This window comes from Micromonospora sp. A200 (genome assembly GCF_029893845.1).
Taxonomy (GTDB): Bacteria; Actinomycetota; Actinomycetes; order Mycobacteriales; family Micromonosporaceae; genus Micromonospora; species Micromonospora purpureochromogenes.
This window is the reverse complement of sequence record NZ_JARXXY010000009.1, coordinates 153,111-178,361: the sequence shown is the minus strand read 5'-3', so window position 1 is coordinate 178,361 and position 25,251 is coordinate 153,111. Positions and strand designations below refer to the sequence as shown.

Genomic DNA, 25,251 nt, shown 5'->3' with positions numbered 1-25,251 from the left:
CAGGTCAGCGACCAGCGGGGTCGGCGGTCGGGGTCGGTCGGTGCCAGGCGCGGACGGGATCGGTGGAGGGCCAGAGTTCGGCCAGCCAGGGGTCGGTGGGCTCGGCGGCGACCGCCCGACGGCCGAGGACCACCACGTACCCGAGGAAGCCCAGCCAGACCATGGCCCCGAGCGCCACGCGCAGCGCGATCGGCACCGGCGCCGGGGTGACGAAGGCCTCCAGCAGCGCGGAGACCGCGAAGAGCCCGACCAGGCCGACGGCGACCAGGATCGCCGAGCGGCCCGCCTCGGCGACGGCCCGGCCCCGGGCCAGGTGCGCCGGCGGGGAGATCCACGCCCACGCCGTCTGCAGGCCCACCCCGGCGGCGACGAAGACCCCGGTCAGCTCCAGCAGGCCGTGCGGAGTGATCAGTCCGAAGAAGACGTCGGCCCGGCCGTAGGAGACCATCACCCCGCCGACCACGCCGACGTTGAGCGCGTTCTGCCAGAGCAGGTAGAACACCGGCACCACCAGCACGCCGGACGCCAGGCACTGGGCGGCTACCCAGGCGTTGTGGGTCCACAGGTGGAAGGCGAAGGTTGGCGCGGAGAACTCGGTGTAGTAGCCGGCGAAGCCCGACTCGACCAGCTCGGCCGCCGCCTGCGGGCCGATGAACGCCGCGGCGGTTTCCGGGTGGCCGGCGACGTACCAGATGAGGAAGCCGCTGAGCAGGCTGAACCCGGTCGCCACCGCGCACCACCACGGCCAGGCGCGGTAGACGGCACCCGGGAAGCCGACGGTGACGAACCGGGCCACCGCGGACCAGGATGCGCCGGGCCGCCCGGTCACCCGGGCCCGGGCGCGCAGCACCAGCTGGGAGAGCCGGCTGACCAGACCCGGGTCGGGTGAGCGGCTGCGCAGCGCGGACAGGTGGGTGGCGGCGCGCTGGTAGAGCGCCACCAGCTCGTCGACCTCGTCGGCGTCCAGCCGACGCCGGTCGCAGAGCTGTTCCAGCCGCCGCCACTCGTGTTGGTGCTCGGCGACGTACGCGTCGAGATCCACTCGTCCTCCCCCGTCCGGCGCTCATAGTGTTCACTGTGCGGGTGAGAGCGCAACCACCGGTGCCCGCCGCGACCGGCGCGGCCGACCGTTCCCCGACGGGCGCCGACGCCGGCCTGGTCAGCGGCGAGGCCGTCCAGTTGGACGTGCGGGCGGCCCGGCTGGGCTCCCGGGTGCTGGCGTTGCTGCTGGACGTCGCGGTCCAGCTGGTGCTGGTGGTGCTGCTCGCGATGGCGCTGGCGGGCCTGTCGCTGAACGCCCTGCCCGGCGTGGACGGCGCCCTGCTGAACGCGCTGGCGACCGTCCTGCTGGTGCTGCTGCTGGTCGGCTACCCGGTGCTCTTCGAACGTTTCAACCACGGCCGCACCCCGGGCAAGCTGGCCGTCGGGCTGCGGGTGGTCAGCGCCGACGGCGGCCCGGTCGGGGTACGGCAGTCGCTGAGCCGGGCGCTGGTCGGGGTCGCGGTGGAGTGGCCCGGTCTGGTGCTGCCGCTGCTGAGCTGGGTCGCCGGCGTGGCGGTGATGCTCACCGACCGGCGCGGCCGGCGGCTGGGCGACCTGGTGGCCGGGACGATGGTGGTGCACACCCGCACCCAGCAGCCCTGGCTGCCGGCACCGATGATCATCCCGCCGCTGACCGGCTGGGCGGTCCGCCTGGACCTGACCCGGCTGGACGACCCGCTGGCCCTGGCCCTGCGCCAGTACCTGACCCGGGCGCACCGGTTCGTCGAGCCGTCGCGGACCCTGCTGGCGCGGGCACTATGGAGCGAGGTGGCCGCGGTGACGACGCCGCCACCGCCGGCCCGCGTACCGGAGCAGCTGCTGCTGGCCGCCGTGCTGGCCGAACGCAACCGCCGTGGGGCGCTGCGGCTGCGGCGGGCCCGCACGCTCACCGCCAGCCTCTGGCCCGAACTGTCACCGGCCCCAGCCACACCCGTCGTACCCGTCGGGGCGACCGCGGACGCCACCCCGGCCGGCCTCCGGCCCGCGGTCCCGGCCCCCCGCCCCGCGCCCGGCCCGCCGGCGCCCCCGGCCTGACGGCCGTCGGACCGGCTGCTGGCACGTTGGCCCGCTCGACCGCACGGCGGCGGCGGGAAACGGTCAGCTGAAGAGCGAGCGGCCCCACCAGTCGGCGGCGTCCCGGACGCCGGGCGGGCAGGCGAAGAGCGCGCTGGAGACGTGCCGCAGGTACTCGTTCATCACGTCGTGGCGGGCGAGCTGGGTCTGGATCGGCACGAACTGCTTGCGCGGATCCCGCTGGTACGCGATGAAGAAGAGTCCGGCGTCGAGGCGACCCAGCCCGTCGGACCCGTCCACAAAGTTGTAGCCCCGGCGCAGCAGCCGGGCGCCGTTGTTGCGGCTCGGGTGGGCGAGCCGCACGTGCGCGACGTCGGCGATCACCGGCTCCCCGTCGTCGCCCTTGGCGTCGAAGTCGGGCTCGTCGAACTCGTCGCGGCGGCCCAGCGGCGCGCCGACGCCCTTGGTCCGCCCGACGATCTGCTCCTGCTCGACCAGCGAGGTGCGGTCCCAGGTCTCTACCTGCATCCGGATCTTCCGGGTGACCAGGTACGACCCGCCGGTCATCCAGTCCGGCCCGTCACCGGGCTGGGCCCAGAGCTGCTCGCGCAGCAGCGCGGCGTCCTCCGCCTTGAGGTTGGCGGTGCCGTCCTTGAAGCCGAAGAGGTTGCGTGGCGTCGCCTGGCCCCGCGAGGTCGACGAGGTACGCCCGAAGCCCAGCTGCGACCAACGGACGCTGACCACGCCCATGCCGATCCGGGCCAGGTTGCGGATGGCGTGCACCGCCACCTGCGGGTCGTTGGCACAGGCCTGGACGCAGAGGTCGCCACCGGAGATCTCCGGGCGCAGCGCGTCCCCGGCGAAGTGCGGCAGGTCGGCCAGGGCGGCGGGGCGGCGATCGGCGATGCCGAACCGGTCCCGGCCCTGCGCGTCCCGAAACAGCGTCGCGCCGAGGCCGATGGTGAGGGTGAGTTGCGACGGCGGCAGACCGAGCGCCTCACCGGTGTCGTCCGGCGGGGCCTCCGGCATGCCGTCGACCGCGCCGATCACCCCGGCGTCCCGGCCGGCGGTCATCCGGGCGGCGGCGGCCGTCCACTCCTGGAGCAGCGCCACCAGCTTGGCCCGGTCCTTGGTGATCACGTCGAAGGCGACGAAGTGCAGCCGGTCCTGCGCGGGGGTGGTGATGCCGGCCTGGTGCTCGCCGTGGAACGGCACCGCGCCGGCCGCCACGTCGCCGGCCACCGCCTGGTCGGCGTCGCGGAGCAGCGCGCCCGCGCCGGCGGCGACGCCGGCCACCCCGGCGACCCCGACCCCGGCGAGGGTGATGGCCCGTCGCCGGGACAGCCCGCCCCGAGGAGCCTCGGCGGACGTGGCGGACGCGCTGCTCTGCTCGCTCATCGGTTCTCCTGTGGGACCGGCCGTCATCGGGCGACGACGGCAGCGACCTTGCTGATCGGCTCGGCGAGGGCGTTGATGCTGTCGGACAGCTCCTTGAGCTGGGCCTTGCTCAGCTCGGTGTGCAGCTTCCAGCCGTCACCGGCCCGGTGCTGCCCGAGCGCCTTCTCGACGTTGGCGAACTCCGTGTCGAGCTGGGTGACCAGCTCGGGCGAGCGCTGCTCCAGGGCCGGGCGCAGCGCGGCGATCGCGGCCTTCGAACCCTCCAGGTTGGCGTTGAAGTCCCAGAGGTCGGTGTGCGAGTAGCGGTCCTCCTCGCCGGTGATCTTGCCGCTGGCGACCTCGTCGAGGAGCTCCTTGGCGCCGTTGGCGAGCTGGAGCGGGTTGAGCTTCTCGGCGTTGGCCTTGGCCACGATCTCCTTGACGTCGGCGAGCAGCCGGTCGGCGATCGGGCCGTCCTTGCTGATGTCGCCGGACTGCCAGAGGTCCTTCTCGATCCGGTGGAAGCCGGTGAACTCCATCCCCTCCTCGATGACCTCCTCGCGGCCGTCGATCTTGGGGTCGAGGTCGCCGAAGATCTCCGCCACCGGCTCGATCCGCTCCCAGTAGGTGCGGGTGACCGGGTAGAGCGCCTTGGCCTTGGCCACGTCGCCGGCCTTGACCGCGGCGACGAACTCCTCGGTCTTGGTCAGCAGGGCGCCGGTCTGGCTGGCCACGTACCGCTGGTAGCTGGCGGTGGCCTGGGCGAGCGCGGCGTCCGGCGCGACGGTCGGGGCGGTGCCGCTGACCTTCAGCGCGCCCCGGATGCCCCGGCCGCTCATCCCGGGCTTGCACGCGGTCTCGTACGTCCCGGCGGGCAGCTCGACGCGCAGCTCGCGGCTGAGCCCCGGGGCGATGTTCTCCACCTCGCCCATCACCCGGTCACCGGCGGCGTACACGTAGAACTCGTTGACCTTGCTGCCGGAGTTGGTGATGGTGAAGGTCGCCTGGCCTGCGTCGAGGGCGGTGACCTCGACCTCGCAGGTGGTGTCGCTGGCCTTGACCTTCACCGCGTTGGCGCCCTTCGCGCCGTCCTGCTCCTTGCCGTCACTGCAGGCGGTCACACCGGTGACGGCCAGCACGCCGGCAGCGGCGAGCACCAGGAAGCGGGTGGTACGCATCAGTTTCTGTCTCCTCGGAGCAGGTGGGTTCAGGCGCGCTGCGGCGCGGAGGCCGGGCGATCGACGTCGGATTCGGCGGGCCCACTGGCCGGGGCGGCGTCCGTGTCCGGGGCGGCTTCGCCGGCCGGGGCGGTCGTGGGCGGAGTCGGCGTCGCGGCCGGCGCGGTCGGCTTGCCGGCGGGCGACGGCTTGCGGAGGAAGAGGAACAACACCGGCACGGCGTAGGCGACCCAGGCGACCATCTCGAGCACGCTCGGGGTGGCGGTGATGTTGAACATCCCGGCGAGCAGGGCGGCGTACCAGGTGTTCGGGTCGAGCACCGAGGTGATGTCGAAGGCCAGGTCGTTCAGGCCGGGCAGGACGCCGGCCTCCTGGAAGTCGTGCACGCCGTACTTGAGGATGCCGGCGGCGACGAGGATGAGCAGCGCGCCGGTCCAGGTGAAGAACCTCGACAGGTTGATCCGCAGCGCGCTGGCGTAGAGCAGGACGCCGATCACCACGGCGGTGACGATCCCGCCGATCAGTGCCAGCAGCGGACCGCTGTCCCCCGCCGCGCCTTGGGCGGCGGAGTAGAAGATCAGGGCGGTCTCCAGCCCCTCCCGGATCACCGCGAGGAAGCTCATGCCGGCGACCGCGAGCGAGCCGACCGCCAGCGCCTCGACGAGCTTGCCCCGCAGCTCGCCGGCGATCATCCGGGCGGCCCTGCGCATCCAGAAGATCATCCAGGTCACGAAGGCCACGGCCGCGACGGAGGTCACCGCCTCGAACAGCTCGCGGTCCTCGGACCGGGCGAGCAGCGAGCTGGAGGTGTACTCGATCAGCCAGCCGAAGAGCACCGACAGCACCACGGCCAGACCGACGCCGGCCCACACCTGGGGCAGCCGGTCCCGGCGCTGCGACTTCACCAGGAAGGCGACCAGGATGCTGACCACCAGGGTCGCTTCCAGGCCCTCACGCAGGCCGATCAGGTACGTGGCGAACATCGATGCTCCGGCTTGATGAGGATTGCCTCACTTAACTTAGGGCAGACTTACCTTCCTCCCGCTCCCATGGTGCCGTCAAGTCGATCGCCACGAGTTCACTTGTCCGTCCCGTGACAGGATCGGCCCGACGTTCACGGACGGGACGAGGCCCCTTGATCACTTCCACCAGCACGCCGGCCGACCCACCGCCGCCAGAGATTTCCGTCCCCACGCCGGCGGCCGGCGACCCCGCACACCGGCGGCGGTCCACCACCGACCAACCCCACGCCACCGGACGCCGACCGTGAGGGGCCTGCTGCCCTGGCTGGCGGTGCTGGCGCTGGTCGTGGTGCTCAGCGAGCTGCGGCTGCGCCCGCTGGCCGCCGCCGTGTCACTGGCCTGGCTGGCCTGGTGCGTCTGGACCTGGATCCGCCCCACCCGCCGCACCCCACGCTGACCCCCGTCACGCCGGGCGCGGCACGACGTCCCGTCCCACCCGAGTTGCGGCGTGTCGCGGTATCCCCATGCCCGGACACAGCAACACGCCGCAACCGGGGCCGGCGGGCGGGGCCGGCGGGCGGACGGCCGCGGCGGGAGCCGGCGCGGAGCGGCGGGGGACTTGACTGTGGGCGTACGCGAAGAGGACCGGGCCGGCCGCGCGGCGGCCGACCCGGTCCTTGAGGCGGAACTCAGTAGCGGTAGTGCTCCGGCTTGAACGGGCCCTCGATGGCGACACCGAGGTAGGAGGCCTGCTCCTTGGTGAGCTGAGTGAGCTTGGCGCCCAGCGCGCCCAGGTGCAGCCGGGCGACCTTCTCGTCCAGGTGCTTCGGCAGCACGTACACGCCGATCGGGTACTCGTCGGTCTTGGTGAACAGCTCGATCTGGGCGATCGTCTGGTTGGCGAACGAGTTCGACATCACGAAGCTCGGGTGGCCGGTGGCGTTGCCCAGGTTCAGCAGGCGGCCCTCGGAGAGCACGATGATGGCGTGGCCGTCGTCGAACTTCCAGAGGTCGACCTGCGGCTTGATGTTCTCCCGGGTGACGTCCGAGCGCTTGGCCAGGCCGGCCATGTCGATCTCGTTGTCGAAGTGGCCGATGTTGCCGACGATGGCCTGGTGCTTCATCCGGGCCATGTGCTCGTTGGTGATGACGTCGAAGCAGCCGGTCGCGGTGATGAAGATGTCGGCCTGCTCGACCACGTCGTCCAGGGTGGCGACCTGGTAGCCGTCCATCGCCGCCTGGAGCGCGCAGATCGGGTCGACCTCGGTCACCACGACCCGGGCACCCTGGCCGCGCAGCGACTCGGCGCAGCCCTTGCCCACGTCGCCGTAGCCCATGACGACCGCCATCTTGCCGCCGATGAGCACGTCGGTGGCCCGGTTGATGCCGTCGATGAGCGAGTGGCGGCAGCCGTACTTGTTGTCGAACTTGCTCTTGGTCACCGAGTCGTTGACGTTGATGGCCGGGAAGAGCAGGGTGCCGGCGCGGTGCATCTCGTAGAGCCGGTGCACGCCGGTGGTGGTCTCCTCGGTCACGCCCTTGATGGCGGAGGCGATCCGGGTCCAGCGCTGGCCGTCCTCGGCGAGCGAGCGGTGCAGCAGCCCGAGGATGACCGCGTACTCCTCGGAGTCGGCGGACTCGACCGGCGGGACGACCCCGGCCTTCTCGAACTCGACGCCCTTGTGCACGAGCAGGGTGGCGTCACCACCGTCGTCGAGGATCATGTTGGGGCCGGCGCCGTCGGGCCAGGCGAGCACCTGCTCGGTGCACCACCAGTACTCCTCCAGGCTCTCGCCCTTCCAGGCGTACACCGGTACGCCGGCCGGAGCCTCGGGGGTGCCGTTCGGGCCGACGACGATCGCGGCGGCGGCGTGGTCCTGGGTGGAGAAGATGTTGCAGGACGCCCAGCGGACCTGCGCGCCGAGCGCGACCAGGGTCTCGATCAGGACGGCCGTCTGGATGGTCATGTGCAGCGAGCCGGTGATCCGGGCGCCGGCGAGCGGCTGGGCGTCGGCGAACTCGCGGCGGATCGCCATCAGGCCGGGCATCTCGTGCTCGGCGAGCCGGATCTCCTTGCGCCCGAACTCGGCGAGCGACAGATCCGCCACCTTGTAGTCGCCCTCGGCGAGGGTGCTCGGCCGCGCGCCACTGGTGGACGCCGGGAGGGTGCTGGTCATGGAAGCTCCTGTCGAACGGGTGTGCTGCGCGACCTTCCACCTTACGCGCATGGTCCAGCCCCGCACGGGCGGCCGCCGAAGACAGCGCACGGGGCGGTCGGTGATGGACAGACTTTCCGTCCACGAGCCGGCCGCCCCGTGCATCCCCCCGGTTTGGTTCCCCGCGCGCTACCGGACCTTCGTCGCGACAACGCTGCGTACCCATAGAGTCACACTGCGCCAGAGGCGAGTCAAGCTATTTCGGAAAAGTCGGACTCGTGTCGCGGACGCGAGGACCGGGAGAGACGCGAGGGCCGGGAGTCAGTTCAACAAGGCGTCAGCGGAGGCCGGCGGTGGCGACGAACGCCTCACCCTCGCCGGTGAAGACCAGCGGGCCCGCGGCGGCCGGCCCGACGGCGGCCTGGCCGGGAGCGAGGGTGACTCGGCCGGTCCCGTCGTCCACCGAGACCCGGCCGGCCCGGCAGAGCACCACCCGGGGCCCCGGCAGCGGCAGCCGCACCTCGGGCGTGGCCGCGTCCACCGTCACCCGGTGCAGTGCGAAGTCCTCGACGGGCACCGGCCAGCAGACCACGCCCGGCGCCACCGGCCGCGCCAGGACCACCGGCTCGGCCAGCACCTCGAAGCGGAGCACCCGCAGCAGCTCGTCGACGTCGACGTGCTTCGGCGTGAGCCCGCCGCGCAGCACGTTGTCGCTGGCCGCCATGATCTCCACCCCGGTGCCGCGCAGGTAGGCGTGCAGGTTGCCGGCCGGCATCCAGATCGCCTCCCCCGGCGCCAGCCGCACGTGGTTGAGCAGCAACGCCACCAGCACCCCCGGGTCGCCCGGGTAGTCGGCCGCCAGCGACCGGGCCAGTTCGGCGTCCGGGCCGGCGACCCGCGCCGCCACCACCGCGTCGACCAGCCCGGCGCGCTGCGCCGCCGGCCAGGCCAACAGCAGACGCACGGCGTCCCGCAGGCCCGTCGGTCCGGTGCGCAACGCCGCCACCACCGGCTCCAGCGCGGGTACGCCGAACGCGGCGAGCACGTCCGCCGAGTCCGCCGGGTCGCGGAACCCGCAGAGCGCCTCCATCGGCGCGATCGCGACCAGCAGTTCCGGCTTGTGGTACGGGTCGACGTAGTTGCGGCGCCCCTGGACGCGCGCGCCGTCGGCGATGTACCCGGCGCGGGCCTGCTCCGGGTCCGGGTGGGCCTGCAGACTCAGCGGCGCGTCGGCGGCGAGGACCTTCAGCAGGAACGGCAGCCGGGTGCCGAACCGGTCGACCACCTGCGCGCCGAGCCAGTGGCCCGGTTCGGCGGCGACCAGGTCGACCAGGCTCGCCCGGTCGCCGTCGCGGTCGACCGTGGCCGGGGCGCCCGGGTGGGCGCCCAGCCACAGCTCCGCCTCCGGCCCGTCGCTGGGCACCGGGCGCCCCTGCAACTCGGCGATGGCCGAGCGGGACCCCCAGGCGTAGTCGCGGATCGGGCCGTACAGCGGTTCCATGCTCAGCCTCCGGCCCGCCCGGCGGCGTCGCCCGGCTCGGTCTCCGACCCCGGTACGGCGGTGTGCGAGGCCGTACCGGTGCCGGCGCGCTCCGCGGCGGCGCTGTAGATGTCCGGCTCCAAATAGATCACCCGGGCGGTCGGCACGGCGGCGCGGATGCGGGCCTCGACGGTGTTGATGCCACGGGCCAGTTCCTCGGCGCTGTGGCGGGCCGACACGCCGATCTTCGCGGCGACCATCAGCTCCTCGGGGCCGAGGTAGAGCGTCTTCATGTGGATGATCCGCTCGACCTCGGGGCCTTCGGTGACCGCCTTCTCGATGGCGGCGAGGTCGTGCGTCTCCGCGCCCTCGCCGAGCAGCAGGCTCTTGGTCTCGATGGCGAGGATGATCGCGATGGCCACCAGCAGCACGCCGATCATCGCGGTGCCGAGGGCGTCCCACACCCCGTCACCGGTGATCAGGGTCATGCTGACACCGAAGAGCGCGAAGACCAGACCGACCAGCGCGCCGAGGTCCTCCAGCAGCACCACCGGCAGCTCGGGCGCCTTGGCCCGGCGGACGAACCTCACCCAGGACTGGTTGCCCCGGACGTGGTTCGACTCCTTGATCGCGGTCCGGAAGGAGAACGACTCCATGATGATCGCGACCACCAGCACGACGACCGGCACCGCCTTGTACTCCTCGATGCCACCCCCCTCGTGCCACTTGTGGTACGCCTCGTAGAGCGCGAAGAGGCCACCGACGCTGAACAGCACGATCGACACGATGAACGCGTAGATGTAGCGCTCCCGGCCGTACCCGAAGGGGTGCTGCGGGGTGGCCTCGCGCTTGGCCCGCTTGCCGCCGAGCAGCAGCAGGCCCTGGTTGCCGGAGTCGGCGACGGAGTGGATCGACTCCGCCAGCATCGACGAGGAACCCGTCAGGAGGAACGCGATGAACTTGGTGACGGCGATGCCCACGTTGGCCAGCAGGGCGGCGACGATCGCCCTCGTCCCGCCGTTCGCGCTCACGCTCCCGCTCCGTTCCGCCGCGCGACACCGGTCGCCGCGCCGCTGAGCAGGACCGTTCGCCCCTTGCGTTCGCTCACTGGTTCGACAGCTCCTTCATCTCCGTGATCGCCGGGACCGCCATCGGGTCCAGGCCGTGGGCCAGGGCCAGGTAGACCGAGGCGAAGTCGGGTACGGCCACCAGCGAGGCGAGCCGCTCCAGCGCGGAGCCGCCCTCGGCGGTCACCACGTCGCAGCGCACCCCGCGCCGCTCGGCGAGGGTCTGCACGGCCTCGGCGCGGCGCTCCTCGACGGCGAGCGGCTCGTCGGTGTCGTCCTCGGCGTTGAGCCCGCCGTCGCGCAGCAGCACCAGCCGCAGCCGGGTCGGGTCGCCCTCGGCCTCGTCCCGGTCGGCGAAGATGTCCCGCGCCGACTCGACCAGGCCGCCGAAGACGCCGTCGAGCAGGCCGACGCGCCCGCGGCCGGCCTCGCCGAGCGCCCCGGTCACCACCGGGTAGCGGGCGTTGGCCGACAGCGTGTCGCCGAAGCGCCGGGCCGCGACGGTGGCCAGCGGGGAGGACCCCCAGACGATCGGGATCGACCCGGCCAGCCCGAGGGCCAGCGACTTCGCCGGGTTGACGAAGGACTCGGCGGTGGGACGGCACCGGTCGGCGTCGGCGTCCAGCCGGGCCGCGGTCTCCGCCAGATCCGCCTCGTTGACCTTCACGAGGCCGAGCGTACGGGCGGCGAGCAGAACCGGCACGGTAAGCGCCCAGAGACTGGCCCGGGCCGGGGCGCGCCGGGGCACCGGGATGAACGGGGCACGGGCCCGCTCGGCGACCGACTGGAGCTGCGAGTCGGGCGCCCCGACAGCGACCAGCCGGGCACCCCGGCGGTGCGCGGCCTCGGCGGCGCCGAGCGCCTCGGGGCTGCGACCGGAGGCGCTGACCGCGATCACCACGTCGGCCGCGCCGACCCAGCCGGGCACGCCGGCGCTGCGGTGCGGGATGACCGGCACCGGGCAGCGCGGCCCGGCGACCGTGGCGAGCACGTCACCGGTACGCCCGGCGGTGCCGATGCCGGCGATGACGACCGCCCGGGGGCGAAGGTCGTCCTCCAGCAGCGACAGGTTGGCCTCGGCGGCCAGGGCGGCCGACTCGCGCACCTGGGCGCCGGCCGAGGCGGTGAAGCGGAGCATGCCGCCCGGGTCCTGCTCGGCGAAGGTGTCCGGGTTGTCCAGCACCGACTCGTCGGCCACCCGCCGGCCGCTGACCCCGGCCGAACCGTCCATCACCGCTGCGCCTCCGGGCCGCCGCGCGCCTCGTCCAGCAGCAGCACCGGTACGTCGTCGCGTACCTCGAAGACGCGACCGCACTCGGTGCAGGTGAGGGTCTGCGCCTGCGCGTCGTAGTCCAGCGGGGCGTGGTGTGTGTCCGGGCAGGCGAGGATCTCGAGCAACTGCGGGTCCAGGGCCACGGTGCGGCTCCTTCCACGTGTGCGGTCTCGCCGGTCGGCGGTGCCGACCGGCGCAGGCGATCTTATCGGCGAACGCGCTCCAGCACCTCGTCGCGCAGCGAGATCATCCGCTCCTCGGTCGGGCCCTCCACGTTGAGCCGCAGCAGCGGCTCGGTGTTGGAGGGGCGCAGGTTGAACCAGGCCCCGTCCGGGAAGCGCAGGGTGAGGCCGTCCAGCTCGTCGACCTCCGCCTCCGGGTACGCGGCGCGCACCTCGGCGATTTTCGCCGCCTGGTCGGCCACCGTGGAGTTGATCTCACCGGAGGCGGCGTACCGCTCGTAGATGCTGGCCAGGATCGACAGCGGCTGGGACTGCTCGCCGAGGGCGGCCAGCGTGTGCATGGCGGCGAGCATGCCGGTGTCGGCGAACCAGAAGTCCCGGAAGTAGTAGTGCGCGGAGTGCTCGCCGCCGAAGACGGCGTTGGTGCGGGCCATCTCGGCCTTGATGAACGAGTGGCCGACCCGGGCCACCACCGGCTGGCCGCCGTGCTCGCGGATGATCTCCGGCACCGCGCGGGAGGTGATCAGGTTGTGGATCACCGTGGAGCCGGGGTGCTTGGCCAGCTCCCGGGCCGCCACCAGGGCGGTGATCGCGGACGGGGAGACCGGCTCGCCGCGCTCGTCGATCACGAAGCAGCGGTCGGCGTCGCCGTCGAAGGCGAGCCCGATGTCGGCAGTGTGCGCCACCACCGCGCGCTGGAGGTCGACCAGGTTCTTCGGGTCGAGCGGGTTCGCCTCGTGGTTGGGGAAGGTGCCGTCCAGCTCGAAGTAGAGCGGCACGATCTCCAGCGGCAGGGCCGGCAGGGCGGCCTCGCCGAGCACGGTGGGCACGGTGTAACCGCCCATCCCGTTACCCGCGTCGACGACCACCTTCAGCGGCCGGATGCTCGACAGGTCGACCAGCTTGCGCAGGTGCGCGGCGTAGTCCGGCAGCAGGTCGCGCCGCTGGGCGGGCGCGGGCGGCTCGCCGGCCACCCGCTCACCGGCGGCGAGCAGCGCCTGCGCCCGGTCCCTGATGTCGGCCAGGCCGCTGTCCTGGCCGATCGGGCGGGCGCCGGAGCGGCACATCTTGATGCCGTTGTACTGCGCCGGGTTGTGGCTGGCGGTGAACATCGCGCCCGGCAGGCCCAGCGCGCCGGAGGCGTAGTAGAGCATGTCGGTGGAGCCCAGCCCCAGCTCGATCACCGTACGGCCCTCGGCGCGCACGCCGGTGGCGAAGGCGCTGGCCAGGGCGGGGCCGGTGGCCCGCATGTCGTGCGCGATCAGCACGGCGTCGCCCGGCTCGGCGGTGTCGTTGAGCACCTGCGTGAAGGCGGCTCCGAGCGCCTCGGCGGTGCGCTCGTCCCACTGGTCCGGCACCGTCCCCCGGACGTCGTACGCCTTCACGATCTGGGACAGGTCAGACACCGGGTTCACTCCTCGACAGCAGGTCCTCAACGAACCTGAGCCTAACGGAGCGGCCGGGTCCGCCCCGTCCTAGCCGGGGAGGCGGGGCATGAAGGTGGTCGCCTCACCGTCGGGCGGGGCGGCCGGCGGCGTGGCGGGTCGCTGCGGCGCGGGCGGCGTGGCGGCGGGCGGGGCCGAGGTCGGCGCGCCGTACACCCCGCCGGACGGGCGGGGGGTGGGCGCGACGGTCGGGTACGCGCCGGCGCCGCCGTACAGGCCGCTGGGGCGCGCGGGGGCGGGCTGCTGGCCGTACCCCTGGGGGGTTGGCGCGGGGGTCGCGCCCGGCACCCCACCGCCGGAGCGGTAGGTGGTCGGACCGGGGTTGCGCGGCAGCGGGACAGCCGGGTACTCGCCGGCGGGCCCGTGGTCCTTACGGTTGTTGCGGATGAGCAGGGCGATCAACCCGGCGCCGATGGCTACCAGGGCGATGCCGAACCACATGATCATGGATCCTCCGGAGGACTCTTCGGCAGCGGCGGTGGCCTGGCCGGTGTTCGGAGCGGCGAGGGCGGCCTGGGTCGGCTCGTCCGTGACGGCGGCCGGGGTCTCGGTCGCGCTCGGAGTGGGCGTCGGGGTGGGCTTGCGGGTCGGCGACGGACTCGCGGCGAGGCGCCCACCGACCCGGGAGGTGTCGGCGCCCCGGCCGATCAACCGGCCGACGGCGGTCGTCGCCTCGCCGACCACCTCCAACCTGCCCGCCGGCGCGCCCGCGACGAACGCGACCCGGTAGCGAACGGTGATGCTCTTCCCCTTGCACAACGTGGCATTCGCCGGCGAGGTACGGCCGGTGGCGACGCTGCCACCGGCGCCGGAGACCGGTACCGGGAACCAGCGACCGCCGATGTTCACCTGTACCCGCACCTGGTCCGGATTCAACCCGGTGAGCCGCAACCCGAGCGAACTGCGCAGCAGCACGCAGCCCTCCGTACGCTTGCGCACCTCCATCGAGACGCCGCCCGGGGAACCGCCCGCGCTGAAGCTGCTCGCCGCACGCACCCCGACCCGGTCGGAGTCGGCGTACGCGGGGGCGACGCCGACGACGAGCAGGCCGCCGAGCAGCGCAGCAGCCGTCACCAGCCGTACGACCTGCCGACGCACGGACATCTCCACCTCACCGTCTCTCCCCCGCTGGAGTCCGGCGTCAGGTTACTACCGGGCCAGGGGGGCCTATCGCCATTGAGCGCTCCAGATGTGTGCCGCATTACCCTGCTGGCCGTTTCCTGGATCACGCCGGCCGCCCTTTCTGTGAGGTTGCGGGTGGGGCTTCAGCGGTGCCTGGGCACGGCGTCGCGAGAGGTCGTCGCGTTGGGTGCGGGCGACGGCGATCCGGGGCGTAGGTCGTCGGAATCGCCGCTGGGATGGGCGATGACGGTGACGGACATAGCCGGTGGGAGCCGCCATGCGGGTCGCCTCGCGGCGGGTGGGGGCGACAGCGGAAGCACGGCGGGCATCCACTGGGGTTCCCCGCTCCGGACCAGTAAGGAGTCAGGTGGAGGCGGCGGCCAGGGCGTCGCGGCAGAGCCGGTCGGCGGTGCGGGTGGTCTCCGGCAGCCGGTAGCGCGGGGTGAGCGCGAGAACCTGGTCGACGGCGTTGTCCAGGCTCATCCGGTGCCCGACGCTGACGAAGACCGGCTTCACGCCGTCCCTGGTCCGCAGCACCCGCCCCACGGTCTCGCCCCCGTCGACCAGCGGCGTGCTGTCACCGCGCCGCCGCCCCGGCTCCGCCGACTCGCCGACCAGCCGCGTCTTGCCCACCCCGATCGCCGGCAGCCCGGTCACCACTCCCAGGTGACAGGCCAGCCCGAACCGGCGTGGGTGGGCCAGCCCGTGCCCGTCGCAGACCAGCAGCTCCGGCTGCACCGTCAGCCCGTCGAGGGCGGCCAGCAACGCCGGCAGCTCCCGGAAGGCGAACAGCCCCGGCACGTACTCGAACGCCGGCCGCCCCACGCTCACCGCCCGGTCCACCACCGTCAGGGTCGCGGCGTCCAGCACCGTGACGGCCGCCGCGAGCAGGTCACCGCTCTCCGCGTACGCGACGTCGAGCCCGGCCACCGTCGCGGGCCGGCGCGGACCGGGCCCGACCAGGTCCGCGAGCGGCCGCAACCGATCCTGTACGGCCACCGCCTCGGCGACCGTCTCCGGCGTGTGCACCTGCACCGGCGCCCCTCTCCGTCCCCGCTGGGCGTCTCTCCGTCCCCGCTGGGCATCGCGATCCGACCCTCGGTCAGGGCCCGCAGCCGGATCAGCCGTTCTCGGCCGCGCCGGGATCGAGGACTGCACCGTCGGTCGTCGCCGCTTACCGGCCCTGCCGTCTTCCGCTCTCGGCCTGCTCGGCTCCGTGTCGCTCCATCCCGCCGCCGTAGACCTTCGGCGGCGTCCGGCTCACTCATGCTCGGGCTTGATCGACTCCGTTTGAGCAATGTTGCGGTGTTCCCGAGCGACGGACACCGCAACATCGCGCAGATGGTGTGGATCATCGACACTCCCGCCGCGTGGCGGGAGCTGGCGACGTCGCTATTCGCCGCTGGCGGCCTTGCCCGGCCGCTCATCCGTGCCGCCGAAGGCGACCGCGAAGGCGACACCGATCGCGACGCCGAAGGCCACCCCGCCAGTATCCGGGAAGAGGGCCAGGCCGATGACGAGGCCCAGCAGGAGGCCGCTCGCCCATGCCGTCGACTGCCGCTTGGACATGCCGGAGTTCGTCATGGCCCGAGCCTATGTGGATCTCACAAACCGCTACCGTGCCCACCCAGCGGACCCCCCGCACCGCTCGTCCAGGTCACTGGCCGACGCGACCGTCGATGCGCTCGCGGAGGAAGTCGGCGTGACCGTTGTGGCGGGCGTACTCCTCGATCATGTGCACCAGCAGCTCGCGCAGCGAGATGGTCAGGTCTCCCCGGTGCCCCTTGACGCCCAGGTCGGCAGCCTCGTCGACGAACCGCTCGGCGTACGCGACCTCCGCACGCCAGGCCGCCCACGCCTCCTCGACCACCTTCGGGTCGGCGACCGCGCCGTCGAAGTCGGCGTCGGGCTCCTCCTCGGTGCACCAGATCCGCGGCGCGTCCTCGCCAGCCATGGTGCGGCGGAACCAGCCCCGCTCCACCTCGGCCATGTGCCGGACCAGGCCGAGCAGCGACATCGTCGACGGCGGCACACTGCGCCGGGCCAGCGCCTCGGCGTCGAGGTCGGCGCACTTGAGTTCCAGGGTCAGCCGGTGGTCACGCAGATAGCCGACCAGGAGACTCCGCTCGTCGTCGAAGCCACCGTCGGAGCGGGGGTCGTCCTCGGGCTTGAGGAACATGTCCGACCAGCCGAAGGAGCGGGTGGGGAGGTCAGCGGGGATGTCGGCGTGCGGGTCCGTCATCTCGCGACCCTGACCTAGCCAGCGAACGACCGCAACGGATTTCTCGTCGACCTTTTCAGTCTCGCCGCCGGAAGTTGTTCAAGCAGCAGCTAACGACGGGTCAGCGGCTGGGTCACCGGCGCTTCGGAGTTGCTCTTCGAACATGATAAAGGTTTTCCGTCTGATGCCCGTGATCAATGCGATCTCAGTCGCCGCCAGACGCCGCCCTTCGGCGCCAGCCGCTTCCTGGATCGCCTGAACCGTCTCGTATAGAGCGAAGATTGGTCCTGTGCCGCTCAGATACCGAGCTCGGAGACTTTCGGTCCGTTGCACGAATTGGTCGGCAGTGAGACTGCTGATCTCGCCACCACGAGCGAAAAGGATCTCGTCAACTATGTCAATCGCCGGCTCCCAACCGCCGGTGTCGGTTGACAGCCGCCATGCCGCCAGCCCGCCTTCAGGCGTCGGCACAAGCTTGACCGGCGATTTGTAATAACTGAAGTAGGCGGGGAGGTTCAGCCCGGGCGCCCTATTCATCCTTCACCCGCCCCAAAGTCCTCCGCAGCGCCACCCAGAAGTGCTGCCGCTCTTGCTTGAGGATCCCGTTACGAAGCGCGGACTCCATCGAGGACATGCCACGTCCATCTTGATCAGCTATGCCCTTCAAGTCCCGCCTTACCTTGTAGAGTGCGTGCTCCCACGTGGCTACCTCGTCCAAGGCAGCAAGATGCAACCGGAACTCTGCCACATGCCCATTCGCCGTGCGCAGCATCATCTGCACGTCTCGGTACCCGCTGGCCTGGGGACTGATGAATCGGTCCTCGAACTCAACGACTCTGACTCCGGGTTCTGATTGCAGTTGGCGCAGTGCCTGGTACAGGTCCTGCAGGCGGGTGAATACAACCTTGGCAGCGGCCAGGTCCGTCAACAGAGAAACATCCGACCCATACTTGATCACCTTGTCCTCAGCGCGCTGCCTGTCCTTCGGACCTGGCCGTGGTTTCGCTGTCGCGCCTTCGCCCGCACGGCTAGCAAGGCGTTCAGCGAGAGCCGTCACCTCAGCCTGGGCCACAACCGCCTCTTGATACAACCAATCGAGGTAGCGCTGACGGTACAGGGGATCCGACTTCCGACTGAGATCGAACCCTGGTTGGACTGCCAGGTCGTCGATGCCGGTGAAGGAGTCACTTATGTCGCGCTGCTCCTCCGTCAACGGAGTGGCTTCGACCGACCCGTCGTCGGCGGCAAACACCCCGGCACCGCGCTCGGCAATGTCGTCGAGCACTGACCCCAGGACGTCGATGGCCTGGTGATGGGCTGCGAGGTGATGCAGCGTCAGCGGACGCGCCGTCAGCGAGTTCGCGAGCTCCGGCGTGGTCAGGATCATCCGTGCCAGGTCGGGATGCTGCATCAACTGTCTGACCAGCGTCTCGGCGAGCATCGGCTCGCCGTACGGGGGTGTCTGCCAGGTTTCGTCGAGCATGCGAGCAACCCGCGGATCGGCGAGCAACCGTGCCACGTCGTGGGCCGCCGACTCGTCGAGGTGCGGCGCCAGCCGCCGGAGCGTCGGACCGTCGAACTGGGCGGCGACCTCGGCAGGGGTGACGCCCGCTTCGAACACCGCGTCGAGATCGGCGCTCGCCACGACGACGTCACCAGCCGGCAGCCCGGCAGCCTGGCGCTCGCGGTACGCCAGTTGACGTGCTCGCCGCAGTTCTTCCGCTTCGCCGGGCGGCTCATCGGCCTCCGACGGAGGGTCGGGCGCGGCAGGTGTCCCGCCGTTTGCCGGAGGAACGTTTCCGGGGGAAGCTGCGCCCGGGCCGTCGAGCAGGTGGAGGCGGTTCAGGTACGGGTCGCCGTACCCGGCCTCGTCCTCGGGCGTCGACGGATAGTCAGGCAGATCGGGGAGGACCTGAATCGTCCCCGGGCCAGCCCACCCAACGGCATCGGCCGGCCGTCACCGCCGAGCACGAGGGCGTCGACGCTGATGACGTTGTCCGGGTCGGCGACACCTCCGTGGCGGTAGAGGGGTTGGTCGTGGACCGCGCCGCTCTGCGGGTCGAGGTAGAGGATGGTGCCGTTCTGGTTGAGGGCGACCCAGGCGTGCGACCCGCCGTTCTCCCACTCGGTGATGAGGAACGCGTAGCTGCCGTGGCCGATCTTCAGCTGGACCTGCAGGTTGTCGAAGCCACGGTCGACCGCGTCGCGCAGGGTCGAACTGTCCGTCGCCGCTTCCCGACGGCCCACCAGCTTCTGGAAACGCCCGCCGGTGACCTGCTCCACCCGCCGCGGGCCATTCTTCTCGCCCATGATCGGACACTGGATGTCACCCGCGGCGTAGCCGTCGAAGGTACGCGGCGCGGAAACCCGCGGCCGGCCGTGTACCCAGGTCTCGAAGAGCGACAGCGTGCAGTCGAGGCAGTTGATGCCGCGCGTGGGGTCGGCCTGCGGCCCGCCGTCGTTGGCGAGCGCGAACCACCCGCCCTGCCGGGGATCGGGGGTCCGCACGGCGCTGCCGTCGGAGTGGCGGGGCATCTGCCGTTCGAGGTCGGTCTGGTGCAGTGCCAGCGGCGGGCGCAGCCCACCCCACTGCCCGTACCGGCGGGAACGGTCGATCGGCGGCGGGTCGTCGTAGGCACCGGTCAGCGCCGACCGGTCGCTCGTCTCGACCGCACCGAGGGCCAGATCGGCGACATCATCGTTGATCCGCTGGAAGTCGGCCGGGTTGTCGATGAACACCTCGTCCGGCACGACCCTGCCGGCCAGGATGTCATCGGCCAGATCCTGCTCGTCGAACGCGTCACGCTGGTCCTGGTTCGCTAGCCGCTGGAACCAGTCCGCCGTTTCGACGCGGCCCTCGCGCTGCAGCTCGATCGCACGACGGGCGGACCGGCGTGCCCGTTCCTCGTGGGTTCGAGCCACATCCTTTCGGCGGCTGGCCGCGTCGAACCGCCGCTTGTCCTCGTACCAGGCTCGCTGCGACTCGAAATAGCCCTGGTAGCGGCGTCGCTCAAGGGCTTCCCGCTCGGCCGCCCACTTCGCGGCGTACCACTCGGGCGTCCTCGGACGCGGCCGTTCGGTGGACGGTGCCGGTGGAACGGGCGAGGGTTGCGCCTCGGGAAGTGGTGAGGTCGCCGGGGCCAGCGCCTCCAGCGACGCGAACCGGTTCGGGGTGGCGACGTCACCGTCCTGCTCCGGTGTCCCGGGACCCTGCCGAGGCGGCGCTTCCGCACCCGCCGGGGTGGGCCGCTGCACGGGCGGCGCGGTGACGGCCGGAGGGCTGCCGTGGGCGGCGGCCACCGGCGGGGGCGCCGACGCAGACCCGTTCGCATTGGCCGGAGGGACGCTGGTCGCCGCGCTGCCGACCGCCCCGGCGCCGGTCGACGTCATGGTGCCGGACGAGGTCACGGTGGCGGACGTCGTCACAGTGCTGGGTGTCGTCACGGTGCCGGACGTCGTCACGGTCGCGGGCGACGTCATCGTGGCGGAAGTCGTCACGGGGCCGGTGGTCACAGGGGCGGACGTCGCCGGGTTGGCAGCCGTCGGTGTGGTGGTGGAGTGAGCCGCGGTGGCAGGCACCTCGCCAACCTGTGGCGAGAGCGGACGTTCGGCGGTGACCGACGAGAGCGTGGGGCTGCCCGACGACGGCCCGTGCCCCGCCTGAGTCGATGCGGCGGCGTCCACGGTGACGGCCGCTGACGCCCCGCGATCCGGTGCCGATCCGACCTCCACAGCCGGGACTGCGTCCCCCTTGCCGACCGCCGCTGGCCCCCGGTCCGGCTGCGGTGCGGGCGGAGCGGCATCCGCGAGCGAGGCGGCGAGCGTGGCGCCCGTTCCGGAGCCGCCGGACAACGCCGAAGCGCCCGCCTCGGAAGACGATCCGTCGCGGGGCGAGGGGAGGTCGCCCGCAGCCACCGCCGGCGACCCGAGGGGCAGCTCCATGGGCGGGAGCGGCGCGGCGAGCGCACTCAACTGCCCGTCGACGCGGGCGCGCACCGCCGCGTCGACCTGGCCGGTGGCCGAACCGGTGGCGCCGGAGACGGCCGCCCGCGCGGCGTCCTCCAGCGACATGACGCCCTGCCCGGTGGCCAGACCCGCCGCGCCCTCGGCGAGGGTCTCGCCGGTCATCTCCCGGCCGAAGTGTTCGACGATCCGCGCCCCGCGACCGTGGGCCTGCCGGCCGAGCCCCGCCAGCGGCGCCACCGCGCCGCCGGCGAGCCCACCGACCGCCGACGCGCCGAGATCGGCTAGGTCCACGCCGTCGCGACGTCCGGTGGAGTTCTGGTACGCCTGCGTGGCGAGGCTGATCCCGGACTCCTCCGCCGCCTCCTCCAGCCCGCCCCTGGCCGCGCGCTTGCCCAGCCCGCGCATGCCGCCCCGGGCCACCTCCTTGGCGGCCCGCTCCCCGGCCTCCTTGAGGCCCTGCTTCAGTTCCTTCTTCGCGAGTTGGGCCAGCAGCCGCTTGAAGATCTGCTGGATCACCAGTCGGCTGGCGGTGGTCGCCGCCCCCACGGCGGGTGACGCGGCACCGGCGGTCACCACGCTGGCCACGGCGATCGCCAGCAGCTCGACGACGAGGATGCCCAACTCGATCCAGACCTCGAGCTTGGCGCCCTCGATGTCGCAGCCGCACTCCTCGACCAGCCGGCCGAGGTCGTTGCTGACCGCGAGCAGGACGAGCAGGGGCGCCTCGTCGCCTTCGGCAACCCGCCGCCAGGCGGTGTCGAACGCTTCGGCCACCAGGCCGATGCCGCCGTACCCGCTGCGCACCTCGGCCGCGGCGGCGATCGCGTCGTCGCGTGGCCCGGCGAGCGCCGCGGCGACGCCGTACCACTGGTCGGCGACGTGCCAGACGGCGCGTTCGTCCCCCTCGGGCCACTCCACCCCGATGACCCAGTCGAGTGCCTCGTAGACCCAGCCCGGCAGGTCCCAGGGGCTGTAGTCGAGTGGGTGCGGGATCGGGCTGGGCAGCAGGCTCACGGCTCGGTCCTCCGCAGGTCAGCGCCGGTAGTCGTGCTGGCCGGACACTCCGTCGAGTCGCCGGCCGCTGGCGGCGTCGGTCTCCACTGTGGCCTCTACGGACGACACGACGTCGGCACCGAGCCCGGCCAGCGCCTGGCCGACTCCCTCCCAGGCACGCAGCAGCGTCTGCTCGTAGCCGCGGTAGCTCTTCTCGAACGCGGCGCCGATGTCGTCGCGACCCCACGGACGCTGCGCGCTCGCCGCCGCGATGCGACCGCCGACCTGCTCACATCGGGCGCCGACCGCCTCGCCGGCGAGGTGGAGGTCGGTCCCGCCGCGCCGGGCCCGGTCCGGGTCGAGCCAGAGCTGCCCTTCAGCCACGCCGTTCCCCTTCGCCCCCGAACGCCGCGTCGGCCCGGCCGAGCAGCGCGCCGAAGTCGCCGCTGCGGAGGAAGTCCACCGAGCCGGATCCCGCCGGCAGGTAGCCGGCAACCAGTTCCTGGGTGGCGGCGACGGCGGCAGCGGTGGCCCGGTGGACCGTCGTGGTGATCTTCCGGCTCAGCGCTCTCGCGTCCCGGGCCTGGTAGACGGCCGGACTCAGCTCCACGGCGATCAACTCGCCCCGGGCTCCCACGGTGGCGGTCACCTGGCCGTCGTCGGAGCGTTCGGTGATCCGCAGCTCCGCCAGCCTGGTCTGCAGTTCGTCCAAACCGGACCGTAGCCGCCGGTACTGCCCGTACACCTCGTCGAACCGCGCCCGGAGCGCGCGATTGGCCTCCCGGTCGACACTTTCGGCCAACGCCACCCTCCCCCGGTCACGTTCAGTCAGGCGAACCATACCGGGTGCCACGAAGTCGTGGGGGTCCGGTAGTTTTCAGCTCGTGATCGATCGCCAGCAGGCCGAGCAGCTCGCCATGGTATGGGCCCGCCGCGACTCACAGCGCCTGGGTCACGAGTGCCGTCCGAGGATCGACGAGTTCGACCTGGGGTACGTGATCCGTTCCGTCGTTACCCCCGACGTCGACACCGTGCCGGGTGACCTGCCCACGACGGTGGTGGACAAGGAGACCGGCGAGGTCTCCACCTGGCCGCGGGTGCCGGTCGCCGCCGTCGAGCAGATGTACCGCCGCAGTCGCCCCGCCGGCGGCCCGGCGCCGCGTACGGTCGACCCGGCCAGCCAGCTGCTCCGCGAGATCCGGCGGCTGCCGACGCCGGCCACGGTCGCCCACCTCACCGTCGAGGGCCGCACGTACCTCGGCCACGGCGTCAAGGGAGACGTCGAGCTGCACCACCACCCGCTGGTCCGCGCGTACCTGGACGACCTGCCGGCCGGGCACCTGGTACGGGGCGGCGACCGCCACGCCGAGCTGATCGTCGTCTCCGACGTCCTCCACGAGTACGACCACCGCCGCGCCGCCGCGGGCGAGGCCCCGCTGACGATGCGGGAGGCGGAGCTGCTTCTCTTCGAATCCCCGTTCCAGATTTTCCGCGTAAGGGAACCGGGAGACCCGGCCGCCGGTCCGGCCGAACGCGCATGCGATTCCTGCCTGAACTTTCTGGTGCACTTCGCGGTGATCGGGTGGTCGGATCTGGCGTACACCCGGGAGTTGCGACCGGAGACTCGTACCTCACCGGAGCCGGGCCGCTTCCCAGCTGAGGTGGCGAGTGCACTTGTGGATGGCGGTTGGCGGCCCGGCCGCGGCGACGCGGACATCGCCCGGATCGCGATCCTCGAGACCCAGGAGCGAGTCAGTGGCCATCCGGACCTTCCGGCTGCTCAGGAAGCGCTCACGCGGTTTCCGGGCATGACGTCCGGCCGTCGCGGCCCGGGACGGGAGGTGTGGATTTCCTGGTTCGGCATCGATCCACTCCATGCGGCGCACACCGCCGACACCCTCGCCGACTTCGGTACGGTCCTCGGCGTGCGCTTGTTCCCGATCGGCTCCGAACGGCAGGACAGCATCCTCGCGGTGGACGAGCACGGCCGGATCTTCGCCCTGGACCAGGCCGGTGAGTGGTTCCTCGGCGACGACATCGACGCCGCGCTCACCACGCTCCTGCTCGGGCTGGCCCCGGCCCGGGTCCGCGACGACGGCACCTGGTGAGCGGCGGTTCTATGCCGCCTGAGCGATATACCTGAGGGGCATAAATATGCCTGACAGGCATACCGCGCAACGAGGTGACCGCCCCCCACGCCGACACGCCCGGCCAGCACCGCACCAGCCACGCCGGCTGACACCGGCTACAACGCCATGCCGGTCAGCACCATCACCCTCGGCTCGGTGTAGTCCTCCATCGCGCTGCGCAGCCCCTCGCGCCCCACGCCACTCCCCTTGACGCCCCCGTAGGGCATCTGGTCCGCGCGATACGACGGCACGTCCCCGACGATCACCCCGCCGACCTCCAGCACCCGCGCCGCCTCGAACGCCACGTCCAGGCGGTGGGTGAACACCCCCGCCTGCAACCCGTACGCGGAATCGTTGACGGCGGCGAACGCGGCGCGGTCGTCGGTGACCCGCGCGACCACCAGGACCGGCCCGAAGACCTCCTCCGTGCAGACCTTCGCGGAGGACGGAACCCCGGAGAGGACGGTGGGCGGGTAGGTGGCGCCGTCGCGCCGGCCGCCCACCTCGATGGTGGCGCCGGCCATGACCGCCTCGTCCACCCACGCCTCGACCCGCTGCGCCGCCTCCTCAGATACCAGCGGCCCGACGTCGGTCAACCCGGAGGCAGGATCGCCCACCCGCAGTTCCTGCACCGACGCGACCAGCCGGGGCAGGAAGCCGTCGTAGAGCCACTCGTGCACGAAGACCCGCTGCACGGCGATGCACGACTGCCCGGCCTGGTAGTTGGAGAACATGGCGATCCGGTGCGCCGCGAACGTCAGGTCCTCGTCGGCGGCCCAGTCCTCGCAGATCACCGCCGCCGCGTTGCCGCCCAGCTCCAGCGTCACGTGCTTCTCCGGCACAGACCGGCGGATCGCCGCGCCCACCGGGCCGGAGCCGGTGAACGACACCACCGGCAGCCGCGGGTCGGCCACCAGCTCGGCGGCCCGCTCGTTGGGCAGCGGCAGCACCGAGAACATGCCCTCAGGCAGCTCGGTCTCGGCCAGGATCTCCCCCAGCAGCAGCGCCGACAGCGGCGTCGCCGGGGCCGGCTTCACGATGATCGGCGCGCCCACCGCGATCGCCGGGGCGACCTTGTGCGCCACCAGGTTCAGCGGGAAGTTGAACGGCGCGATCCCCAGCACCGGGCCACGCGGCACCCGGCGTACCAGGGCGATCCTCCCGGTCGCCGCCGGGTCGGTGTCCAGGCGCTGCAACTCGCCGGAGAAGCGCCGCGCCTCCTCCGCCGCCCAGCGGAACGTCGACACCGCGCGCCCCACCTCGGCCCGCGCCCACTTGACCGGCTTGCCGTTCTCGGCGGTGATCAGCGCCGCGACCTCCTCGGCCCGCTCCGCCAGCCGCCGGGAGACGTGGTCCAGGGCCGCCGCCCGCACGTGCGCGGGCAGGGCCGCGGCCTGCGCCGCCACGCCGGCCGCCGCCGCGACGGCGGCCTCGACCTGGTCAGCCGTGGCGAGCGTGGTACGCCCCACCGTCCGGCCGTCGTACGGGTGGGTGACGGTCAGCTCGCCCTCACCGTGAACGGGGCGACCGGCGACATAGAAGGCTCTCGGCTCCACGTCGGCAGCGTAGACGACGACCGCCCACACGGAAACAGTCGCCACGGGCCTTGTCTGCCGCGAATTCAGTAGCGAAGATGGCAACGAGA

Annotated in this window: 23 protein-coding genes; 3 read left to right on the top strand and 20 right to left on the bottom strand. The window is 72.4% G+C overall.

Translation table 11 applies throughout. The features are described 5' to 3' along the window. Positions 1 to 4: 4 nt before the first annotated feature. Positions 5 to 1,042, bottom strand: a complete 1,038-nt coding sequence (locus M2302_RS11600; RefSeq protein WP_280837922.1) for a stage II sporulation protein M — start codon at positions 1,040 to 1,042, stop codon at positions 5 to 7. 41 nt (positions 1,043 to 1,083) lie between these two features. Between M2302_RS11600 and M2302_RS11595 the strand changes: the two genes are divergently transcribed. Beyond that, positions 1,084 to 2,076: an RDD family protein gene (locus M2302_RS11595; RefSeq protein ID WP_280837921.1), complete on the top strand. Its 993-nt coding sequence runs from the start codon at positions 1,084 to 1,086 to the stop codon at positions 2,074 to 2,076. A 63-nt stretch (positions 2,077 to 2,139) separates the two neighbouring features. Here the strand turns inward: M2302_RS11595 and efeB are convergent, their stop codons facing one another. From efeB to efeU, 3 genes are read right to left on the bottom strand one after another with little or no spacing between them, the layout of a single operon-like run. Then, entirely contained in the window at positions 2,140 to 3,453 is a 1,314-nt protein-coding gene (efeB, locus tag M2302_RS11590; RefSeq protein ID WP_280837920.1) for an iron uptake transporter deferrochelatase/peroxidase subunit, read from the bottom strand. Positions 3,454 to 3,476: 23 nt separating this feature from the next. Continuing rightward, positions 3,477 to 4,610, bottom strand: a complete 1,134-nt coding sequence (gene efeO, locus M2302_RS11585; RefSeq protein ID WP_280837919.1) for an iron uptake system protein EfeO — start codon at positions 4,608 to 4,610, stop codon at positions 3,477 to 3,479. Positions 4,611 to 4,639: 29 nt separating this feature from the next. Beyond that, on the bottom strand, positions 4,640 to 5,593 hold the full coding sequence (gene efeU, locus M2302_RS11580) for an iron uptake transporter permease EfeU (RefSeq protein ID WP_280837918.1): 954 nt from the start codon (positions 5,591 to 5,593) through the stop codon (positions 4,640 to 4,642). Positions 5,594 to 5,876: 283 nt separating this feature from the next. Here efeU and M2302_RS11575 point away from each other — a divergent pair, with 283 nt between their 5' ends. Beyond that, positions 5,877 to 6,029: a hypothetical protein gene (locus M2302_RS11575; protein WP_170285359.1), complete on the top strand. Its 153-nt coding sequence runs from the start codon at positions 5,877 to 5,879 to the stop codon at positions 6,027 to 6,029. A gap of 232 nt (positions 6,030 to 6,261) precedes the next feature. Here the strand turns inward: M2302_RS11575 and ahcY are convergent, their stop codons facing one another. The 15 genes from ahcY to M2302_RS11500 all read right to left on the bottom strand — a co-directional run bounded on the left by ahcY (position 6,262) and on the right by M2302_RS11500 (position 22,285). Beyond that, positions 6,262 to 7,749, bottom strand: coding sequence for an adenosylhomocysteinase (gene ahcY, locus M2302_RS11570; protein ID WP_280837917.1), 1,488 nt, complete (start codon positions 7,747 to 7,749; stop codon positions 6,262 to 6,264). 316 nt (positions 7,750 to 8,065) lie between these two features. Continuing rightward, positions 8,066 to 9,229, bottom strand: coding sequence for a mannose-6-phosphate isomerase, class I (gene manA, locus M2302_RS11565; RefSeq protein WP_280837916.1), 1,164 nt, complete (start codon positions 9,227 to 9,229; stop codon positions 8,066 to 8,068). Positions 9,230 to 9,231: 2 nt separating this feature from the next. Beyond that, positions 9,232 to 10,239 carry a cation diffusion facilitator family transporter gene (locus M2302_RS11560; RefSeq protein ID WP_280837915.1) on the bottom strand — a complete coding sequence of 336 codons (1,008 nt, stop codon included), beginning with the start codon at positions 10,237 to 10,239 and terminating at the stop codon, positions 9,232 to 9,234. A gap of 73 nt (positions 10,240 to 10,312) precedes the next feature. After that, positions 10,313 to 11,509, bottom strand: coding sequence for an SIS domain-containing protein (locus tag M2302_RS11555; RefSeq protein WP_280837914.1), 1,197 nt, complete (start codon positions 11,507 to 11,509; stop codon positions 10,313 to 10,315). Next, positions 11,506 to 11,691, bottom strand: a complete 186-nt coding sequence (locus tag M2302_RS11550; RefSeq protein WP_088963849.1) for a Trm112 family protein — start codon at positions 11,689 to 11,691, stop codon at positions 11,506 to 11,508. The genes M2302_RS11555 and M2302_RS11550 overlap by 4 nt, the downstream gene beginning before the upstream one ends. Before the next feature lie 62 nt (positions 11,692 to 11,753). After that, entirely contained in the window at positions 11,754 to 13,136 is a 1,383-nt protein-coding gene (locus tag M2302_RS11545; protein WP_280837913.1) for a phosphomannomutase/phosphoglucomutase, read from the bottom strand. A 69-nt stretch (positions 13,137 to 13,205) separates the two neighbouring features. Continuing rightward, positions 13,206 to 14,273 carry a hypothetical protein gene (locus tag M2302_RS11540; protein ID WP_280837912.1) on the bottom strand — a complete coding sequence of 356 codons (1,068 nt, stop codon included), beginning with the start codon at positions 14,271 to 14,273 and terminating at the stop codon, positions 13,206 to 13,208. 387 nt (positions 14,274 to 14,660) lie between these two features. Next, on the bottom strand, positions 14,661 to 15,296 hold the full coding sequence (gene nfi, locus M2302_RS11535) for a deoxyribonuclease V (protein ID WP_280837956.1): 636 nt from the start codon (positions 15,294 to 15,296) through the stop codon (positions 14,661 to 14,663). A 393-nt stretch (positions 15,297 to 15,689) separates the two neighbouring features. After that, positions 15,690 to 15,881, bottom strand: coding sequence for a hypothetical protein (locus M2302_RS11530; protein ID WP_280837911.1), 192 nt, complete (start codon positions 15,879 to 15,881; stop codon positions 15,690 to 15,692). A gap of 73 nt (positions 15,882 to 15,954) precedes the next feature. Next, on the bottom strand, positions 15,955 to 16,539 hold the full coding sequence (locus tag M2302_RS11525; protein ID WP_280837910.1) for a DinB family protein: 585 nt from the start codon (positions 16,537 to 16,539) through the stop codon (positions 15,955 to 15,957). A gap of 78 nt (positions 16,540 to 16,617) precedes the next feature. Further along, positions 16,618 to 17,055: a hypothetical protein gene (locus M2302_RS11520; protein WP_280837909.1), complete on the bottom strand. Its 438-nt coding sequence runs from the start codon at positions 17,053 to 17,055 to the stop codon at positions 16,618 to 16,620. Continuing rightward, positions 17,048 to 18,163: a hypothetical protein gene (locus M2302_RS11515; protein ID WP_280837908.1), complete on the bottom strand. Its 1,116-nt coding sequence runs from the start codon at positions 18,161 to 18,163 to the stop codon at positions 17,048 to 17,050. The genes M2302_RS11520 and M2302_RS11515 overlap by 8 nt, the downstream gene beginning before the upstream one ends. Positions 18,164 to 18,360: 197 nt before the next feature. Further along, positions 18,361 to 21,498 carry a toxin glutamine deamidase domain-containing protein gene (locus tag M2302_RS11510; RefSeq protein ID WP_280837907.1) on the bottom strand — a complete coding sequence of 1,046 codons (3,138 nt, stop codon included), beginning with the start codon at positions 21,496 to 21,498 and terminating at the stop codon, positions 18,361 to 18,363. Between the two features lie 18 nt (positions 21,499 to 21,516). Further along, complete coding sequence (locus M2302_RS11505) at positions 21,517 to 21,861, bottom strand: hypothetical protein (RefSeq protein WP_280837906.1); 345 nt, start codon at positions 21,859 to 21,861, stop codon at positions 21,517 to 21,519. Beyond that, the gene (locus M2302_RS11500) at positions 21,854 to 22,285 is read right to left on the bottom strand and encodes a YbaB/EbfC family nucleoid-associated protein (protein ID WP_280837905.1); all 432 of its coding nucleotides are present in this window, start codon (positions 22,283 to 22,285) and stop codon (positions 21,854 to 21,856) included. Before M2302_RS11500 ends, M2302_RS11505 begins: the two co-directional genes overlap by 8 nt. Positions 22,286 to 22,361: 76 nt before the next feature. Between M2302_RS11500 and M2302_RS11495 the strand changes: the two genes are divergently transcribed. Then, positions 22,362 to 23,585 (top strand): SUKH-3 domain-containing protein, encoded by a 1,224-nt coding sequence (locus M2302_RS11495; RefSeq protein WP_280837904.1) that lies wholly within the window; start codon positions 22,362 to 22,364, stop codon positions 23,583 to 23,585. A gap of 137 nt (positions 23,586 to 23,722) precedes the next feature. On the opposite strand, the gene M2302_RS11490 is transcribed toward M2302_RS11495, so the two are convergent. Further along, positions 23,723 to 25,162: an aldehyde dehydrogenase family protein gene (locus M2302_RS11490; RefSeq protein WP_280837903.1), complete on the bottom strand. Its 1,440-nt coding sequence runs from the start codon at positions 25,160 to 25,162 to the stop codon at positions 23,723 to 23,725. Between the last annotated feature and the right edge of the window lie 89 nt (positions 25,163 to 25,251).